Source organism: Streptomyces cucumeris (genome assembly GCF_024295805.1).
Classification (GTDB): domain Bacteria; phylum Actinomycetota; class Actinomycetes; order Streptomycetales; family Streptomycetaceae; genus Streptomyces; species Streptomyces cucumeris.
Genome location: NZ_JANCLX010000034.1, coordinates 1 through 17,369, shown reverse-complemented (window position 1 = coordinate 17,369; position 17,369 = coordinate 1). Strand labels below are relative to the sequence as shown.

15 protein-coding genes and 1 pseudogene are annotated in these 17,369 nt (G+C 69.5%); 8 read left to right on the top strand and 8 right to left on the bottom strand.

The features are described 5' to 3' along the window. Positions 1-235: 235 nt before the first annotated feature. From NMK44_RS33860 to NMK44_RS33850, 3 genes are all read left to right on the top strand, one after another. Positions 236-1,363 carry a PP2C family protein-serine/threonine phosphatase gene (locus NMK44_RS33860; RefSeq protein WP_302888941.1) on the top strand — a complete coding sequence of 376 codons (1,128 nt, stop codon included), beginning with the start codon at positions 236-238 and terminating at the stop codon, positions 1,361-1,363. Positions 1,364-1,612: 249 nt separating this feature from the next. Continuing rightward, positions 1,613-1,909, top strand: coding sequence for a trypco2 family protein (locus NMK44_RS33855; protein WP_254750363.1), 297 nt, complete (start codon positions 1,613-1,615; stop codon positions 1,907-1,909). Further along, positions 1,906-4,995, top strand: coding sequence for a tetratricopeptide repeat protein (locus NMK44_RS33850; RefSeq protein ID WP_254750361.1), 3,090 nt, complete (start codon positions 1,906-1,908; stop codon positions 4,993-4,995). Before NMK44_RS33855 ends, NMK44_RS33850 begins: the two co-directional genes overlap by 4 nt. A 459-nt stretch (positions 4,996-5,454) precedes the next feature. Here the strand turns inward: NMK44_RS33850 and NMK44_RS33845 are convergent, their stop codons facing one another. Both NMK44_RS33845 and NMK44_RS33840 read right to left on the bottom strand, forming a co-directional pair. Further along, positions 5,455-5,946: a cupin domain-containing protein gene (locus NMK44_RS33845; protein ID WP_254750359.1), complete on the bottom strand. Its 492-nt coding sequence runs from the start codon at positions 5,944-5,946 to the stop codon at positions 5,455-5,457. A 29-nt stretch (positions 5,947-5,975) separates the two neighbouring features. Continuing rightward, positions 5,976-6,347: a DUF4267 domain-containing protein gene (locus NMK44_RS33840; protein ID WP_254750357.1), complete on the bottom strand. Its 372-nt coding sequence runs from the start codon at positions 6,345-6,347 to the stop codon at positions 5,976-5,978. 101 nt (positions 6,348-6,448) lie between these two features. Here NMK44_RS33840 and NMK44_RS33835 point away from each other — a divergent pair, with 101 nt between their 5' ends. Continuing rightward, a complete protein-coding gene (locus tag NMK44_RS33835) occupies positions 6,449-7,024 on the top strand; it encodes a TetR/AcrR family transcriptional regulator (protein WP_254750355.1) in 576 nt (191 codons plus the stop codon). A 271-nt stretch (positions 7,025-7,295) separates the two neighbouring features. Next, positions 7,296-7,868: pseudogene (locus NMK44_RS33830) on the top strand (bleomycin resistance protein); the annotation flags it as partial. Between the two features lie 81 nt (positions 7,869-7,949). Here the strand turns inward: NMK44_RS33830 and NMK44_RS33825 are convergent. Further along, positions 7,950-8,621, bottom strand: a complete 672-nt coding sequence (locus NMK44_RS33825; protein ID WP_254750353.1) for a DUF5701 family protein — start codon at positions 8,619-8,621, stop codon at positions 7,950-7,952. Between the two features lie 415 nt (positions 8,622-9,036). Here NMK44_RS33825 and NMK44_RS33820 point away from each other — a divergent pair, with 415 nt between their 5' ends. Together NMK44_RS33820 and lysA are read left to right on the top strand one after the other, a co-directional pair. After that, the gene (locus tag NMK44_RS33820; RefSeq protein WP_308358675.1) at positions 9,037-9,267 is read left to right on the top strand and encodes an SAV_915 family protein; all 231 of its coding nucleotides are present in this window, start codon (positions 9,037-9,039) and stop codon (positions 9,265-9,267) included. 14 nt (positions 9,268-9,281) lie between these two features. Beyond that, positions 9,282-10,616: a diaminopimelate decarboxylase gene (gene lysA, locus NMK44_RS33815; RefSeq protein WP_254750349.1), complete on the top strand. Its 1,335-nt coding sequence runs from the start codon at positions 9,282-9,284 to the stop codon at positions 10,614-10,616. Between the two features lie 87 nt (positions 10,617-10,703). Here the strand turns inward: lysA and NMK44_RS33810 are convergent, their stop codons facing one another. Together NMK44_RS33810 and NMK44_RS33805 are read right to left on the bottom strand one after the other, a co-directional pair. Beyond that, entirely contained in the window at positions 10,704-11,549 is an 846-nt protein-coding gene (locus NMK44_RS33810) for a calcium-binding protein (RefSeq protein WP_254750347.1), read from the bottom strand. 558 nt (positions 11,550-12,107) lie between these two features. Then, positions 12,108-12,479 carry a winged helix-turn-helix transcriptional regulator gene (locus tag NMK44_RS33805; RefSeq protein ID WP_254750345.1) on the bottom strand — a complete coding sequence of 124 codons (372 nt, stop codon included), beginning with the start codon at positions 12,477-12,479 and terminating at the stop codon, positions 12,108-12,110. Between the two features lie 84 nt (positions 12,480-12,563). Here NMK44_RS33805 and NMK44_RS33800 point away from each other — a divergent pair, with 84 nt between their 5' ends. Then, entirely contained in the window at positions 12,564-13,472 is a 909-nt protein-coding gene (locus NMK44_RS33800) for an NAD(P)-dependent oxidoreductase (protein ID WP_254750343.1), read from the top strand. A 205-nt stretch (positions 13,473-13,677) separates the two neighbouring features. Here the strand turns inward: NMK44_RS33800 and NMK44_RS33790 are convergent, their stop codons facing one another. From NMK44_RS33790 to NMK44_RS33780, 3 genes are all read right to left on the bottom strand, one after another. Continuing rightward, complete coding sequence (locus NMK44_RS33790) at positions 13,678-14,460, bottom strand: SDR family NAD(P)-dependent oxidoreductase (protein ID WP_254750341.1); 783 nt, start codon at positions 14,458-14,460, stop codon at positions 13,678-13,680. Positions 14,461-14,547: 87 nt separating this feature from the next. Next, positions 14,548-15,177: an SGNH/GDSL hydrolase family protein gene (locus tag NMK44_RS33785; protein WP_254750339.1), complete on the bottom strand. Its 630-nt coding sequence runs from the start codon at positions 15,175-15,177 to the stop codon at positions 14,548-14,550. Between the two features lie 169 nt (positions 15,178-15,346). Next, positions 15,347-16,906, bottom strand: a complete 1,560-nt coding sequence (locus NMK44_RS33780; RefSeq protein WP_254750514.1) for a M4 family metallopeptidase — start codon at positions 16,904-16,906, stop codon at positions 15,347-15,349. Positions 16,907-17,369 lie beyond the last annotated feature (463 nt).

Below are 17,369 nucleotides of genomic sequence, written 5' to 3'. Positions count from 1 at the left end.
GACAGACCAGTGATCATGGGATCGGCGCGGCGGTATCGTCCTGGATCCAGCATGGGCTGAATGGGGGAATGCCGCGCGCCAGGCTGGGGGGCGCTGGGCCGTATGGGTGACATCGCCTTTGGCGGGTGCCATCCGCCGGAGGCACGGGCGGGGCGCGCCACCGCACCCGGGGACGGTGACGCGGCGGCGCGCATGGCGTCGGGGTGCCGGTTCCCGCTTGGTGTGTGCAAGAGGCATGGACCTTCGGCGTCTCCGTGGGGCTCATCGATGGCCGCGGCGGGCGAACCGTGCGCTGGTGGCCGTGCCGCTCCTGCTCATTCTCGTCGTCACGGTGGTGGACGTCCTCGCCCCGCCCGATGTGCACCTCGGCCCGTTCCTGGTCGCCGCCCCCGCCATCACGGCGTCGTTCGGCAGCCCACGGATGACAGCGTTCATCGGAGTGGTGGCAGTCCTGGCCCAGACGATCGTCGCCGTCATGCGGACCAGCCTCACCGACCTCAACCACTCGTTCCAGATCACCGCGCTCATCCTGATCTCAGCGTTCGTCACCTTCTTCGCCTACCGCCGTGAGCGACACGAGCGGGAGCTGACACAGCTCAGATCCGTGGCGGAGGCAACCCAGGAGGTACTGCTGCGGCCGCCCCCGGAGCGGATCGGTGCGCTGCGTATCGCGTCGGCCTACCTCGCCGCCGAGGCCGAGGCGCAGATCGGCGGCGACCTCTACGCCGTAGCCCGTACCGCCCATGGCACACGGATCATCGTCGGAGATGTGCGGGGCAAGGGGCTCGAGGCCATCGGGGATGCCGCCCTCGTCCTCGGCGCCTTCCGGGCCGCCGCCCACCGGCAGGCCAAGCTGCCGGTCCTGGTCGCCTATCTGGAGGGAGCGGTGTCGTCCGACCTCACAGATCCGGGCCCCCACCGGAATCAGCGCATCGACAAGGGGGAAGCCTTCGTCACTGCAGCGGTCCTGGACGTACCCGATACCGAGTCGGCCCTGCAACTGGTCAACTGCGGCCACCCGCCGCCACTGCTGCTCCGGGACCGCCGGGTCTCACCGCTTGAGGTGAGTCAGTCCGCCCTCCCCTTGGGGCTCACCGAGTTCGCCCGGTCGGACTTCGCGGTGGAGAGCTTCCCCTTCGAGGTCGGCGACATCGTCCTGCTGTACACCGACGGCATCATCGAGGCGCGTGACAGCGATGGTGCGTTCTACCCCCTCGCCGAGCGGATGTCCTCCTGGCCTGGCGGTGACCCTGATGCTCTCGTCCAGTACCTGTGCGGGGACCTGATGGCGCACTCCGGTGGATCCCTGGGGGACGACGCCGCCATGGTGGCCCTTCAGCGCCTTCCGGCCGCGGGGGCGTGACGCTGTCTGGCCGGGACGTATCCAACTCGTCATGGAGCACCACACCGGTAGGATCGAGACCCTCGGACACGCCACCGGACTCGCCTGACCGGTGCGACATATGAGGTGGCCTCATATATCGCACCGGTCAGGCACGGTACAGACCCGGTCCCCGGCGACGCGTGCGCTCTTCACCGGGAAGAGGTGGCGAGCGCACGGGCCGGTACGGCAGGATGCGGCGGCAGTGATCGGCGACAACGGGGGCACGGGATGGCGACGGACAGCAGTGAGATCACCGAGGCTATCGAGCAGTTGCGCACGCAGCTGACCGAAGCGCAGGAGTACGGCAAGGACGCCCGGCTCCAATTCCATATCGCCGAGGTGGAGATGGAGTTCCTCGTCGAGGTGCGCCAAGATGCCGGTGCGTCGGGCGGTGTGCGGCTCGGCGTGGTCAAGCTCGGCGCCGACGCCAAGGTCTCACAGGGCACGACCCACCGGCTGCGCCTCAAGCTCGATGTGCACGACACCCTGACCGGGGACTCGGCCACCGTCTCCGGCCGACGGTGACCGCACCACGGACCGGGCGCGCGCTCGACGGGACCGCACCGCTCCACCCGGGGCTCGTGGCGGTCACCGCGGGTCCGGAGGACGCCCGGGGACGCAAGGAGTTCTCGTCCGGACGGTTGCTCGCGCCCCTGCTCGTCCTCACCTCCCGGCATGGCGTGACGTTCGCGGACGGCGGGCCCCGGCCGGACATCACGGTCAGGTCCGTTGTCGGTGGGCGAGGATCCGTGCGCCTCACCGACCCGGTGCCGTGCACGGTCGCCTGGCAGGGGGACGCCGGGCTCGACGCGGCGCTGCTGAGGCTCTCCGCCGAGGGGCTCGACATGCCCGGCGCGCCCGCCGTCCCCGAGCCGCGCTGGGCCGAGGTGACGGGTGCCGAGCCGGTCGCCGTCGCCGTTACCGGAATGTCGGCGGCCGCCGCGCGCAGCACGGGCGACGGCACGGAGACCGAGACGGTCCGCGGCGTCCTCGACCCGCTGACGTATACGCGCAGCGACCGCTACGCCGTCGACGTGTCCACCGCCTGGCCGGCCGGCTGGGAACAGTGGTCGGGCATGTCCGGAAGCGCTGTCGTGCACAAGAGCGGCGCCCTGCTGGGCGTCGTCGCGTGGAGCGACCGGCCCTACGAGGGACGTCGTTTGACGGCTGTTCCCGTACGAGCCCTGCTCGCGGACCCTGGCTTCCGGGCCGTGCTGCGCGAACTGACCGGCCATGAAGCGCAATTGCGTGCTCTCGAACCCGAACGCCCGGTGGAATCGACACGGTTCGCAGCCGGTTCACAGGCGGCAGCTGTGCGGACCACCCTCAAGGCGCCGCCGCGCAGGATCGTCGACCGGGTGGCCGAACGCCACCGGTTGCCCGAACTGGTCGCCGGGAACCTCACCGGTCGGCCGGAGCTGGTGCACGCCATCGTCGGCATGCCGGGCGTCGGCAAATCCGCCCTGGCCCGGCACCTGGCCCACCAGCTTGCCGCGGATTTCCCCGACGCGCAGTTCGAACTCGACCTGTACGGTCACACTCCCGACCGGGCTCCGATGAAGGCGCAGGCCGCGATGGAAGCCCTTCTCACCTGGGCGGGCATTTGCGGCGACGATGCCCTGAGCCTCGAGGCGAAGGCCGCGCTGTGGCGTAACTGGCTGCACGGCAGACGGGGCCTGCTGTTGCTCGACAATGCGGAGTCGCTGGAACAGGTGGCGTGTCTGCTTCCCGGCGACGACAGCAGTCTCGTCCTGATCACCAGCCGCGTCGCGCTGCACGATCCCGACCGCATCACCCTCACCGAGCTCGACGTCCTGCCAGCCGATGAGGCCGTACGGCTCCTGGCCGAGAGCGCCGGACTGCCCGCGGAGGAGGCGACGGATCCCGCGCTCGAGCAGATCTGCCGGGCGTGCGGATTCCTCCCGCTCGCCGTGCAGGCGGTCGCCGTCCGGCTGCGCTTCGAGGAACCGGAGGAACTCCTGTCGGCCATGCGGGAGACGGACTCCCCGCTGCTGGAGATACCCGACGCCGACCGTCGTGTGGGCGCGGCGTTCGCCGTGTCCTGGCAGGCGCTGGAGGCTGCCGATCCGTTGCAGGCCGGCCTGTTGCGGGTACTCGCCATGCATCCGGGTTCCGAGCTGGAGGTGGAGGCGTGTGCGGCGATGACCGGTATGACGGCGCGCGAGTGCCGCCGCCGGATGGCCGACCTGGCCACCAAGCACCTGCTGCAACGCCAGGGGCGAGGACGATTCGGCTTCCACGATCTGTTTCTCGCCTATGCCCGCAGCCTGGCGGTGGAACAGGAGCCGCAGGAGCGCTGGGACGAGGTACTCGACCGGCTCTTCACACACCTTCTGAGCCGGGGCGAGGCGGCACAGGCCGCGCTGACCACGAGCACCGGTGATCCGGGCGTCGCACGGACCTGGCTGGACAGGGAGCGCACCAACCTGATCGCCGTGACCGTGGCCGCCGTCGAACGCCGCTCTCCGCACGCCAGGCGGCTCGCCGCGATGACGCACGGCCTCCTCGGCGGTCTCGGCGCCACCACCGAACTCGCGAGGATCTGGAGCACCATGAGGGACACCGCAGAGACCGATCACGATGGCCCCAGCCGGGCCGACGCCTTGCGGGGCCTGGCCGACACCGAGCGTACGAGCGGCGAACTGACCGCCGCCCGGGAGAACTACCAGGGCGCCGCCGACCTGTACGAGGCGCTCGGCGACCGACGCGGTCAGGCGGACGCCCTGTGGGGCCTCGCCGAGACCGATCGGGCCTGCAGCCGCTACGAGGACGCGCGTGCACTCTTCCTCAGGGCTCGGCGCATCTATGAGGAACTCGGCGACCGGGCGGGCCTCGCCGACACGCTCTGGGGCCTGGCCAACGTCCTTGTCTCGCTGGGCCGTTACGAGCAGGGCGCCGAGGAGTTCCGGCAGGCGCGTGAGGTGTACGCGGGACTGGGCGACCGCCGTGGCCAGGCACAGGCCATGCGGGGCCTGGCCGACATCGCGCGCAACCGGGGCAGGGGAGACGAGGCGCTCGAGGGCTACCGCGCCGCTCTGGCCACGTACGAGGAGATCGGCGACGTGCGCGGACAGGCCCAGTCGTTGCGCGGCCTCGGCCACGTGGCCCGGGTGGACGGCCGCCATGATGAGGCCGTCGACCTCTTCGTCCGGGCCCGTGACCTGTCCCGCCGCATCGGCGACCGGCGCGGGGAGGCCAATATGCTGCGGGGGCTCGGCGACGTGCAGCGCCTGCGCGGCAACTACGCGGAGGCGCGCGAGATGCTCACCCGCTCCGCCGAGGTCCACCGAGACCTGGACAACGTCGGCGGCCTGGGCTTCACACTGCGCGCACTCGGCGACACCGAACGCGCCGACGGCCGACCGGATCGGGCGCGAGCCGCGTACGACGAGGCACGCGCCGCGTTCCACCGGGTCGGTTCCCGCCGCGGCCTCGCCGACACCCTGTGCTCCCTGGCAGGCGTGCTGCGACCCGGCACCGAGGCGCGAGCCGCGTACACCGAGGCGCTCGCCATCTACGAGGAACTCGGCGCGGACACCGCGGCGGCCAGGTGCCGTGAGCGCTTGGCAGAGCTCGACGGGGCTTCGTAGCCGGGGGAGTGACGAGCGACGGTACGCACTTGAAGGGGGTTCGAGGTCGAGACCTCGCTGCACAAGACCCCCGCGCTGCGGCCGCGCAACGTCGAAGCCCGGATACGTTGACTTGAGAGGGTTGGCAGATGACCCGCCTGCCCATTGAGCCTCGTCCGTTGACCGTCTCCGAGCGAGCCGTACGGGAGCACATCCTCTCGGCCGACTTCGCCGGTGCTCCCACGCTGAGGAGCCAGCTGGTGGTAGTCACAGCGCGCTGACCGCTCGTGTGCTCAGCCGGCCGTCTCGTCTGGGGCCAACGGTCCTCGTCAGGAGCGATGCCCAGCCGGGAGGTCATGTCGTCTGCCGGGTGTGCCGACTGAACAGCGCGAAGTAGGCGTACTGATGAAATGGCATCACGCGGAGGATAACCGCACGGTTCGCATGCCGCTCCGACGCCTGCCGGGGGTGGTCGCCCCTTCAGTGCCGCTTGTCCCAGACATCGCTGGCCAGGAAGTGGTTGTCGTAGCGTTCCTGCACCTCGAGGAGCGACTCTGGGCTCAGTTCGCCGAGCGCGACGCGCTGCAGGTGCCGGAAGTATTCGAAGCGCTCGACGCCGGGTGTGATGACGATGAGCAGGTCGGCGCCCGAGCCGGGGACGGCGGCGAAGGCGTGGGGCATCCGTGGTGGGACCACGACCAGGTCGCCCTTGCCGGCGGTGACCACCTCGTCGCCCGCGAGGAACTCGGCCGCGCCGTCGAGTACGTAGAACATCTCGGCGCTCTTCTCGTGGTGGTGCGGACTCGCTCCATTCGCACCGTCGCCGAGGGTCACGCGCTGCGTGGACAGGGCGCCGCCGGTGGTACTGCTGTCGGCGAGCAACCGCACGGTGGTGGGTGCGCGGCCGACCACCTCGGCGTCCGCGGAGCGGACGTGCACGGACGAGTCGAACTCCGGGGTGATGAGTGACATCGGGGAACTCCCTTGTTCCTGGGGCGGTTTCAGACGGCGAACAGCAGACCGGCGCTGATGAGGACGGCGACGGCGGTGGCGAAGTGGATGCCGTACGCGGTCGCCTTCGTGCCTCCGTTGCGCAGCACTATCAGCGTGTCCCCGAGCGGCACCAGCGCCACGAACAACATGAACCACGCCTCGGCGCCGGCTCCGGCGAACGCCAGGAGAGCCAGGCCCATGAGGCCGAAGGTCAGGTCCCGCAGTCCCTTGATGGTCAGGTACGCGGGGTCGCCACCGCTGGGTGCCGCGGGCACGCCGTAACCGGTGGCGGCTGCCACGGGCTGGAGCAGGAAGCGCGCTCCGATGACGACGACGAGCAGGTCGAGTACGACGGCGAGGGTGTACGCGGTGACGGTCATGACGGCTCTCCTTGAGCTCACTTGATTGCTAGCGGTGCTAGCGACAGGAGCGAAGCTATCAGAGCGTGGATAGCATTGCTAGCGTTGATAGAATTCGGCGTATGGCGATGCGGACGCGCCGGGAGCGCGAGCGGGCGGAACGGAAGCGGCTGATCGTGACGGCCGCCAGGAGGGTGGCGGAGGCGGAGGGTTGGAACGCGGTGACCACGCGGCGCTTGTCAGCAGAGGCCGAATGCAGCCAACCGGTCCTCTACAGCCACTTCAAGGGCAAGGAAGCGGTCGCGGCGGCGGTCGCGGTGCAGGGCTTCGCCGAACTGGCGACCGTGCTGCGCGCCGCGCGCAGAGGGACTCACGACGATCGGGACGCACTGGCCGCGGTCAGGGAGGCATACACGCGGTTCGCGCGGCGGCGGCCCGCGCTGTGCGACGCGATGTTCACGCTGACCGTGGACCTGCCGTTCGCCGCGGCAGACGCTCCGGCAGCATTGCAGGCGGCGTTCGGCGAACTCCGCCAGGCCGTCGCCCCGATGGCGGCGGATGGCGACGACATCGGGCTCCTCACCGAGACGTGCTGGGCGGTCCTGCACGGCCTGGCATCCCTGACCCGCAACGGCCGCCTCCTCGAGAAGGCCCACGATCGCCGACTGACCCTTCTCGTGAGTCACTTCGCAGCCTGAGCCTGGCACCGGTCCGAGGTGGAGTCCGCGGCGATCCCCCAGGCCGCGCGGGTGCACATGCACTTTCGCCATCTCCAGGCGGTAGGCCACCGCGCTGCCCTCGGCCAGGGTGGCCAGTTGCGCTGTGTCCGGCGGTCCCCACCGCCCGATGGTGTATCGGCGCGGCGGCCGGGCGCCTGGGTGCGGCTACTCAATTCCCGATGTGCTCACGGGTGTTCCAGGCGCACGGACTCCCCGTTGTCGTCTAATCAAGTTTGACTAGGATGAAGTCATGAGTGAGAAGACGGTTCCGATACTGCCGTGTCGGACGCTCCAGCCGGTCGTCGACTTCTACGCCGCCCTCGGGTTCGAGGTGACCTACCGGCAGAAGAGCCCCAACCCCTACGCGGTGGTGGTGCGCGGGGACATCGAGCTCCAGTTCTTCGGGATGAAGCACCACGACCCGCACGGCGCGTACAGCACGTGTTACGTGCGGACCGACGATGTGGACGGGCTGTACCGGGCGTTCCGCGCCGGACTCGGAGCGGCATACGGGAGGGTCCCGACGCGGGGGCTGCCGCGTATCGGGCCCCTGAAGGACATGGCGTATGGCGTCCGGCAGTTCCTCATGACCGACCCGGGCGGCAACTGCGTCCGCGTCGGCCAGGCGTTGGACACCACCGCGCGCGACACCGCCGAGGAGGCCCCTGGCCCCGAGGGGACGTTCGCGCGCGCCCTGCGTCACGCCTCGCTCCTCGCCGACTCCAAGGAGGACCTGACGGGCGCTGCCAAGGTCATCGACCGGGCGCTGGGCCTGTCGGACAAGCGGCCCACACCGCCGCAGAGCGGGCGTCGGTCCGTGATGACCTCCGGCGGCTGGCCGAACTGCGCCCCGAATGAGCGGAGTCGGCCCGCGCCGGGGCGCCTGGGGACGTCTAGGGTGCCATCAACAAGAGCGGCCCGTCGCGGAGGCGAAGCCGAGCCAGGTGTGGCGGTTGCCCCACCAACACCAGCCGACCTTCGGGGCGTTGCGCCGCTTGTGGCCGTCGCGCCCGGTGCCGTTGCTGATCCAGATTGCCGGGGTACGGGAGTCCAGGGTGCCGTTCGCCTTGCGCAACCGGGAACCGATGGTCATGAAGCAGCGATTGCGCTCCAGGACCGTCGGCTCCTGGAGCACCCAGTGGATGCCCTCGGTGAGCAGCAGCGGGGTGCGGTCCTCCTCGGCGAGGGCGGGCAGTGCCTCCTCCGGGCTCCAGTTGGCCATGTGGTCACCACGGTCGAGGCCGGTGACGAGGTAGACGGGGGCGTCGGGCAACGCGCCCGTTTCGAACGGGGCGAAGTGGTCGACGTCAGGCATGTCGGTGACGACGAAGCCCGGCTTGCCGTCGCGGCGGAGCAGTGGTGCAAGGGCGGAGGCGGGGGCCCGGTCCGGGTGAATGGCGAGCAGGGCGCCACCGCCGGCCGCGGGAACCTCGGCCGCCTTGGCGAAGGTACGCAGTTCGGCGGCGGACAGCCCGGCGATCTCATGCACTCCCAGCTCGATCAGACGCTCGGCCTGCACGCTCAAGGCCGGGAGCACGGGGAGGACGGTGGAGGTGACGGGCTTGTTTTCGGGCACGATGCTCCCAGGGGTGGCGATGCGGGCGGGCCCAGGAGGAACGAGGTGCCCCGCCGGAACATTCCCGCCGCTCCGCCTCCACCCCTTCCCGCGCTCATCTGCCCTGGCTGTGCCCGCGTGGCTCCTCGGCCACCCACGGGTGTCAGCATCACGTCAGTATCCGCCCCGTGCCCGTCAGGATCGCGTCATCGGCCCGCGGAGAGCGGGGGTGGCTGGGCATAACGTCGGCGGTGGGCCCCGTTCCGCCTCCCGGCGTCCGGGGCCATTACACCACTCGACCCGGGACCGGTAGGTCCCTCGGAGGCATTCCATGGCAGACATCCTGTGCGGCGAAGACCCGGAACCCTCTGATCGGTTCCCGGCCGGACCCTTGTTCGTCCCCGTCCGGCCGGGACCCTCGGGGTACGTGACGTGTATGTTCCGCACACCTCTCGGAGCCCGTACGGCCATCGGTTTCACCTCCGAACACAGGCTGATCGCGACGCTCGGCCCCGAGCAGCCGTGGATCAGGCTCGCTGAGCCCGCGCTGCGCGCGCTGACCGTAGCGCTCGGCGTCGCCACCGTCACGGTGGACCCGCTGTTCACCGCCAGGGCGCCCCGGCCGCTGAACCCCGTCGTTTCCGCGCACGCCCTGCTCATCGGCTGAGAGGGGAGGCCACGATGACCACCGTTCACGACACTGCGCCCACCACCCTCGCCGACGACCTGTCGGTCTGGCCGGCGTCCGCCACAGAGCCCCACGCCGGTGGCCTCGCTGTGGGAGGTGTATCTCTCGCCCAGGTCGCCGACCGCTTCGGCACCCCCGTCTACGTCCTGGACGAGGCCGAGGTGCGCGACCGCTGCCGTACCTACCGGGACACCTTCCCCGAAGCCGAGGTCCTCTACGCGGCCAAGGCGTTCCTGTGCCGCGCGATGGTCCACTGGATGGGCGAGGAGGGACTGGGGCTCGACGTCTGTTCGGCCGGTGAGCTGGAACTCGCGGCCACCACCGGGTTCCCGCCCGAGCGCATCGTGCTCCACGGCAACGCCAAGTCACCGCAGGACCTGGAGACGGCCCTGCGGCTGCGGGTGGGCCGCATCGTCATCGACAGCCCGTCGGAGATCGCCCGGCTGGCCGCCGCCGTCGGACCCGACGGCCACCAGAAGGTCATGGTCCGGGTGGTGCCCGGGATCAGCGCGGGCGGCCACGAGAAGATCCGCACGGGCACCGACGACCAGAAGTTCGGCCTCAGCATCTCCGATGGATACGCCCAGCACGCCATCGCCCGGATCCTGAAGCAGCCGCAGCTCGAACTCACCGGCCTGCACTGCCACTTGGGTTCGCAGATCACCAGTGTCAAGCCGTATCTGGCCGCCGTGCGCCGCGTGGTCGGTCTGATGGCCCGTCTCCACGAGCAGCACGGCCTGGTCCTGCCCGAGCTCGATCTCGGCGGGGGACACGGTATCGCCTACCGCCCCGGTGAACCGGCTCTGGACCTGTCCACGCTGGCCCGCAAGGTCCGAGCCGAGCTGATCGAAGCGTGCGCGACGGCCGGGCTGACCGTCCCACACCTGATCATCGAACCGGGCCGGGCCATCGCCGGACCGGCGGGCATCGCCCTGTACCGTGTGCTCACCGTCAAGCGCACCGGTGAGCACGCGTACGTCGCCGTCGACGGCGGGATGAGCGACAACCCGCGACCGGCCCTGTACGGGGTCCGTTACGCGCCCCGCCTGGTGAGTCGGCGCGGCAGCCCGGCCCTGGCCCCGGTGACCGTGGTGGGCAGGCACTGCGAGGCCGGAGATGTGCTGGCCGCGGATGTGGACCTCCCCGACGACATACGCCCCGGAGACCTGCTCGCCGTTCCCGTCGCCGGCGCCTACCACCTGTCCATGGCCTCCGGGTACAACCTGGTCGGCCGCCCGCCCGTGGTCGCGGTGTGCGACGGCCATGCCCGGCTCCTGGTGCGCCGGGAGTCGCTGGACGACATCCGCAGCCGCGACGTGGGCCTCTGACCCTCCGGCCCCCGATCCGCCTCCGGGCGAGGGATGATCTGGTACTCGCCCGGAGGCGTCACTGGGCCTGGTCGATCAGGTACGGAGTCAGTCCTGGTGCAACTCGTTGCGGCCGGGGCCGCCGGAGAGCTGGTCGGTGCCCGGGCCGCCCCACAGGACGTCGTCACCGCTGTTACCCCACAGCGTGTCGTTGCCCGCCTCGCCATACAGCGTGTCATGGCCCTTGCCACCGTAGAGGACGTCGGCTCCCGCGTTGCCGTGCAGCACGTCGTTGCCGTCGTCACCGCGCAGGGTGTTCTCCTCTCCGGTGCCGGTCAGGGAGTCGTTCCCGGCTCCGCCGGAGCAGTCCTGCCCGCAGTGAGTGAGGGTGTCGTTCCCCGGTCCGCCGAAAGAGCCGAAGCCGAACGGACCGCCGCCGCCGTCGAGGCGGTCGTCGCCGTCGTCACCGAGGAACATGGCGGATGCGGACCCCTTGACCACGTCGTTGCCCTTGCCACCGTAGACCCTGGCCCAGGCATGGCTGTCCGGTTCGAGCGTCGCGGTGTCGTCTGCGTCACCGAGGCTGATGTCGTAGCTGTCCGAGTCATCGGAGTTCTCCGGGATCTCGACCGCGCAGCGGACGACGGTGCGGTCGCCCGGCGTGGGGTACGTGCACTCGTCCGCGCTCGCCGCGCTCGCGTCGATGGCGATGTCGTACCGGTCGTGGAAGGTGAGGACGTAGTACGACTCGAACTCTCCGCGGTGCTCCGTCTTCTCGCCGACGGTCAGTTTGTTCTGCTGGCCGGGGGCAGCTTGGTACCAGAGCTCGCTGTCATCGTGGACGACGGTGGCCGTGGCTCTCGGGGCTGCCAACGCGGCTGGCGCCGCGAGGGCGGTGGTACCGAGAGCGAGAGCAACGGTGGCGGTAGCGGCGACGGTGATGTAGGTGCGCATGCGGAAGCGGCCCTTCGGGTGTCCGTGCGGCGTGGTGCTCGTGGTCGCTGGGTTAGACCCGGGGGCTGAGGCCGGAGTTGTGGCAATGAGCATGAACAGCGACGGGCGGGGGAGTTGCCGGGACGTGGCGTCCTCGGGACTGCGTCGACACGGCCGACGGCGCTGTCGATGGCATGGGCCATCGCGAACGGTGCTCGGCGATCGGGGCAACGGGCCGACGGTAAAGCGTTGACAAAGCGACAGGATGCCGGTGGCATGCCGTGGTCTTCCCCTATGACAACCGCAAATGACGAGGGAGCCAGAGGAGGCGACTGCGCAAAGGGGTACTGCAGGTCGCGCTCCCCGTCGTGCCCCCGCTCCTATCCCCGGAGCGGGGGCACCCCCATGCCACCTCGTGTCTTCTGCGCACGGGCGGGAACCTGCCGCCCACGCACACCGAGCGTCGCGTGGCCATGAGTGCGGTGACCCGACTCAGGACATCGACAACTTCACGTGAGAACGGTGCAGCCCCTCCTGAGAGACGGAGCTGATCACGCAACGGGTTGGTGGCCGGGGTGGCTAGCCGTGTGAGGGCTCGGCCACATCGACCACTTCGGAGTTTTCGCGACGCATCCGTTCACTTCCCCAGGCGCCGAGCGGCCCGAGCGCTTGATTGAGCGTGCGCCCGTGCTCGGTCAGGGAGTACTCCACCCGTGGCGGCACCTCGGCATGGACCTCCCGGTGCACGAGTCCGTCTTCTTCCATCTCACGCAGGTGCTGGGTCAGCATCTTCTCGCTCACTCCAGGCAGACCGCGACGGAGTTCGGCGAAGCGGCGTACGCGATGGGCGTTGAGTTCCCAGAGGATCAGCCCCTTCCACTTGCCGCTCACCACGTCGAGCGCAGCGTCGATGCCGCAGATGTAAGGCCCGATTCTCGGTGCCTTGGCCATCACTGATTCCCCTTACGAAAAGGTAAGTACCGCAGAAAATAGTGGGTACTTCCGAGATTAGTGGCGCTCTCCGAGCATGGAGGGGTGAACGAAGAACAGAACCACACCACCAGGCACCACAGCGCTGTCACCGTTATCGGGCTGGGCCCGATGGGTCAGGCGATGACCCGCACCCTGCTCACCGGTGGCCACCCGGTCACCGTCTGGAACCGCACCGCGAGTCGGGCCGACGGCGTCGTCTCAGACGGAGCAACGCTCGCGGCGACACCCAGCAAGGCGGTCGAAGCGAGTGACCTCGTGATCCTCAGTCTTACCGACTACCAGGCGATGTACGACGTCCTCGGCAGCGCCACCGAATCGCTCGCCGGGCGGACGCTGGTCAACCTGAGCTCCGACACTCCCGACCGCACTCGCGAGGCAGCGACCTGGGCAGCGGGCCACGACGCCACGTTCCTCACCGGAGGTGTCATGGTTCCCGCGCCGATGGTGGGCACGGAGGCCGCCCATGTCTACTACAGTGGCCGCGACCAGGTGATGAAGAGCCATCTGGCGACGTTGTCCCTGCTCGGAACAGCAAAGCATCTGGGCGAGGACCCGGGCCTCGCCCAGATGATGTATCAAGCCCAACTCGCGGTGTTCCTCACCACTCTGTCCGGACTGATGCATGCCACCGCGATGCTGGGCACCGCGGGAATGAAGGCCCAGGAAGCGCTGCCGGAGCTGCTGTCCTCCGCCGACTCGATCGGCGACATCCTGAGGGCCGGCGAAGAGAACCCCGGCGTCGCGCTGGATGCGGGAGAGTATCCCGGCGACCTCAGCACGGTCACCATGATGGGTGCGACGTCCGACCACATCGTCGAGACCAGCACATCACTCGGCCTCAACCTTGCGCTCCCACTGGCCGTGCAGGCCCACTATCGGCGCGCGATCGAGCACGGACATGGCGGCGACAACTGGACCCGCATCATCGACAGCATCCGAGAGCCGCGCTGATCGGGCGCGGGACCGATGAACACACCCCCGGCCACGACCCCGCCCAGGCCGGCCGCGGGCTGTGGTGTTCAGAGTGCATCAGCAACGAACAACGCACCGCCGCCCTGGACACCTTCCCGCATAACTACGACCATCACCGATGCCGCACCGCACTCGCAGGACAGGCATCGATCAGCCGCGTGGACAACCCTGCGGGTCCATACATCTAGTCCGGGAAGGGGCCGCGTACCGTGACGCCTCCATCGACAACGAGACTCTGGCCTGTCACATAGGACGAGAGTGGCGAGGCCAGGTAGACGACCGCGGCGGCCGCGTCGCCGGGGACCCCGAACCGGCCCATCGGAATCTTAGCGGCTCCCTCGGGGTCCTGCGCGGTGCCCGCCACCGGGGTCGCGATCGCTCCGCACGCCACGACGTTCATGCGAATGCCGTCGCCGGCGTATTCCGCGGCGACCGTCTTGGCGAGGCTCGCGAGTCCGGCTTTGGCAGCCCCGTAGCCTGCCTGCATGGGGGCTGCCATCACGCCGGTGACCGAGCCGAGGCTGACGATGGATCCACCGTTGCCTTGGGCGAGAAACGTACGGATGGCAGCACGGGCCGCACGCGCCACATACCGGAGGTTCATCTCGTAGACCAGGTCCCAGTCGTCGTCACTCATCTCGTGCAGTCGCACGGCGGGCACAAAAGCGACCTGCCCTCCGACGACGGTGACGAGGGTGTCGAGCCGGCCGAACTCGGCAGCGGCGTGGGCGACGAACCCATCGACATCCTGGAGGGAACGGACGTCACCGACCAGCGGAATGGCGCGAGCACCGGCCTTCGTCAACTCATCAGCCGTATCACGCGCTCGCTCCGGTTCGATGTCCGCGATGGCCACGGACGCACCAGCCGCAGCGAACGCATGTGAGATCGCGTGCCCGATACCCTGACCTCCTCCACCGATCACCAAGGTGTTCATGCCGTCGAGTGGTTTCGTGAAGTCTTCCACCTCCGGATCCTCGCATACCCGTTGCCGCCGGAAACGGGAATCTCAAGTGGGGGTTCCCAACAGGCTTTGGAAGGTTGCGAGGCTCGGTCAGGCGACCAGGCGCAGCCAAGACGCCGCGAGTGCGGCGTGTCCGGCCGGTGTCGGATGTACACCGTCCGCGGCCCAGTACTCCGGCCCGGTCTTCGCGGCGAGCTCGGCGAACATGCCGTCGGCGTGGAGGAGGTGTGCCCCGTACTTGCGGGCGAGCGTGCGCACGGCCTGGATCTTCGGGCCCAGGTCGGTGCGCCACTGCTTTCGCTCTTCTTCTCCGATGACCGCGCCCCCGGCCTCGATGACACCGTGGATCGGCAGGAGGAACGGCTCGATGAGGATCAGTTCCGTGTCCGCCTCGGCGAGGGGCGCGAGAAGGCGGTCATAGCCTGCTTCGAACTCCTCCGCGGGGATCACGTACCCCTCCGGGTCCAGCGTGTACCAGCCCATGTCGTTGACCCCGACGAGGATCGACACCACGTCCGGGTGTGCGTCGAGCACATCTGCCTGCCAGCGGGCTTCGAGGTCCATCACCTTGTTACCGCTGATTCCGGTGTTCAGCCAGGTCACGGGGCGGTCCGGATGCCGGAATCCCCACTCGCCCGCGACGCGCAGCGGATAGCCGAACCCCAGGCCGTCTTCGCTCGCCAGCCGTTGGCAGTCGGTGATCGAATCGCCGGTGAACATCACGGTGCTTCATGCCACCGACACCAGCCACGTCCCAGAGGGAGTGCGGTGGCACGGGGACGTGGCCGCGCGCAGGGCGACGGGGCCGTACCGGTTGCCGCCGGCACGGCCCCGCCAGTCTTGGGGGTGAAGGCGGCGTGAGGTCCCGACGGACCTCACGCCGTCGGGGTCACTTGACGTTGACCGCGGTCCAGGCGGCCGCGACCGCCTTGGCCTCCTTGCTGTCGGCCCCGTACAGCTCGCCGGCAGCCTTGACGGTGCCCTGGCGGGCGCCCGCGAAGTCGGTGGTCGAGGTGAACTGCTCGGTCAGCGCCTTGTACCAGATCTGGATGGCCTTGTCCCGGCCGATGCCGGTGACCTTGGAGCCGTCCTTGGTGGGGCTGTTGTACTTGACGCCGTTGATGGTCTTGGCGCCGCTGCCCTCGCTGAGCAGGTAGAAGAAGTGGTTGGCGACACCGGAGGAGAGGTGCACGTTCATGCCGCCCACGTCCTGGGACCAGTAATCGGCGGACCGGCCGTCCTTGCTGGGCTGGTCCATGTAGCGCAGTGGCTTGCCGTCGCCGCGGAGGTCGACCAGCTCGCCGATGAGGTAGTCCCCGCGGTCCTTGGAGTTGTTGGCGGAGAACTCCACCGCGGTGCCGAAGATGTCGCTGGTGGCCTCGTTGAGCCCGCCGGACTCGCCCTGGTACTCCAGTCCTGCGGTGGCGGCGGTGACTCCGTGGCTGAGTTCGTGGCCCGCGACGTCAAGGGAGGTCAGCGGGGACTTCCCGTCCTTGCCGTCCCCGTAGGACATGCAGAAGCACTTGTCGTTCCAGTAGGCGTTGTCGTAGTTGTTGCCGACGTGGACCCGGCTGAACGCGGCCTTGCCGTCGTTCTTGATGCCATTGCGCTTGAGGGTGTTCTTGTAGAAGTCCCAGGTCTTGGCGTGGCCGTATGCCGCGTCAACGGCCGCGTTCTGACGGTCACCACCCCAGGTGTCGTCGGGGTCGGTGAACAGCTCGCCGGGCTCGGTCTCGGACTCGCTGTTCTTGGCGTCGTTGGTCTTGTGCCCGCCGTGGGCGCTGTCGGTGAGGGTGTAGGAGCTGCCGTTCTTGGTGGTGTTGAGCTCCACCTTGCCGTTGTAGTCGCCGGTTCCGGTGCCGGTCTGGATGGTCTCGTTGCTGGCCAGCCGCTTACCGGTGGCGGCGTCGGTGATGACGTGCAGTGCGCTGGGCGTGCCGTCCTTCTGGGTGCCGGTGACGACGGTCTCCCAGGCGAGAACGGACTTACCGTCGCCCGCCCAGATGACCTTTCGCGGCGATTTGGCACCGGCCCGGGAACCGTCCTTCCCGGCGAAGGTCGACAGCGCCTGCTTCTTCGCGGCCGAGGCGGGCTCGGCGGCGTCGAGCGAGGCGACGGATATCCGGGCTTCGGCGGCCTTGGTGACGCTGGGCTCCGCCCCCTTCTTCTTGTGCACCACCAGATCGCCGCCGAGCACGGGCAGTCCGCCGTAGGTGCGCTCGTAGCGGGTGTGGACGGTGCCGTCCGCGGCCTTGATGACATCGCGGACGATCAGCTTCTCCTTGGCGCCGAGGCCGAGCCCCTGGGCCTCGGCGCCGGCATCGGACTGCGCGGCTTTGAGTTCCGTGACGCGTTGCTGTGCCGGTGACGCCGATGGCTCTGGTGAGGCGGCCCGGGGCGTCTGGTCGGGGCTCGCGTTGGCGAATCCTTCGACTCCGGCCACGACCATGGCGGCGGAGGCCGCCAGGATCGCGATGCGCCGGACACGCTTGCGGGGATCGGCGGGGGCGGAGTGAGTGCCTGTCACATGAACTCCTCATGGGGGGGCCGTGCGGATCACGACCAGGGGGGACGGGGCGGCGGGGATGGGGCCCGCCGCCCCGAGTCAGGGGTGTGCGAGGCCGATCGCGCCGGGGGAAGGAAGGCGATGGGCGTCGCATGGGGAGCGCCGCTGCGGAGTCGGCTGGTCCAGCCAGGTGGGGGATCGCTCCGTGGTGCGGGGGACACGGGGGTGTGGGGGCGGTCCGTGTCGGTGGGGCCGCGATATGCCGCGCGGCAGTCCTATCGGGCGAAGGTGCCCTTGAAGACCTTGGGGTCGTGGAGGTCGAGGAGGGGTTCCTTGACTCCGTCGCCGGAGTTGTCGGTCCAGCCGGAGTTGCCCGCCTTGAGGATGGCGGCGCGGATGGCCATCA

What these genes read in the sequence shown, in the direction of transcription:
- NMK44_RS33860 (WP_302888941.1), top strand. Translation starts at nt 236, where the DNA reads ATGGACCTTCGGCGTCTCCGTGGGGCTCATCGATGGCCGCGGCGGGCG.
- NMK44_RS33855 (WP_254750363.1), top strand. Translation starts at nt 1,613, where the DNA reads ATGGCGACGGACAGCAGTGAGATCACCGAGGCTATCGAGCAGTTGCGC.
- NMK44_RS33845 (WP_254750359.1), bottom strand. Translation starts at nt 5,946, where the DNA reads ATGTCACTCATCACCCCGGAGTTCGACTCGTCCGTGCACGTCCGCTCC.
- NMK44_RS33840 (WP_254750357.1), bottom strand. Translation starts at nt 6,347, where the DNA reads ATGACCGTCACCGCGTACACCCTCGCCGTCGTACTCGACCTGCTCGTC.
- NMK44_RS33835 (WP_254750355.1), top strand. Translation starts at nt 6,449, where the DNA reads ATGGCGATGCGGACGCGCCGGGAGCGCGAGCGGGCGGAACGGAAGCGG.
- NMK44_RS33820 (WP_308358675.1), top strand. Translation starts at nt 9,037, where the DNA reads ATGTTCCGCACACCTCTCGGAGCCCGTACGGCCATCGGTTTCACCTCC.
- lysA (WP_254750349.1), top strand. Translation starts at nt 9,282, where the DNA reads ATGACCACCGTTCACGACACTGCGCCCACCACCCTCGCCGACGACCTG.
- NMK44_RS33810 (WP_254750347.1), bottom strand. Translation starts at nt 11,549, where the DNA reads ATGCGCACCTACATCACCGTCGCCGCTACCGCCACCGTTGCTCTCGCT.
- NMK44_RS33805 (WP_254750345.1), bottom strand. Translation starts at nt 12,479, where the DNA reads ATGGCCAAGGCACCGAGAATCGGGCCTTACATCTGCGGCATCGACGCT.
- NMK44_RS33785 (WP_254750339.1), bottom strand. Translation starts at nt 15,177, where the DNA reads ATGTTCACCGGCGATTCGATCACCGACTGCCAACGGCTGGCGAGCGAA.
- NMK44_RS33780 (WP_254750514.1), bottom strand. Translation starts at nt 16,906, where the DNA reads ATGGTCGTGGCCGGAGTCGAAGGATTCGCCAACGCGAGCCCCGACCAG.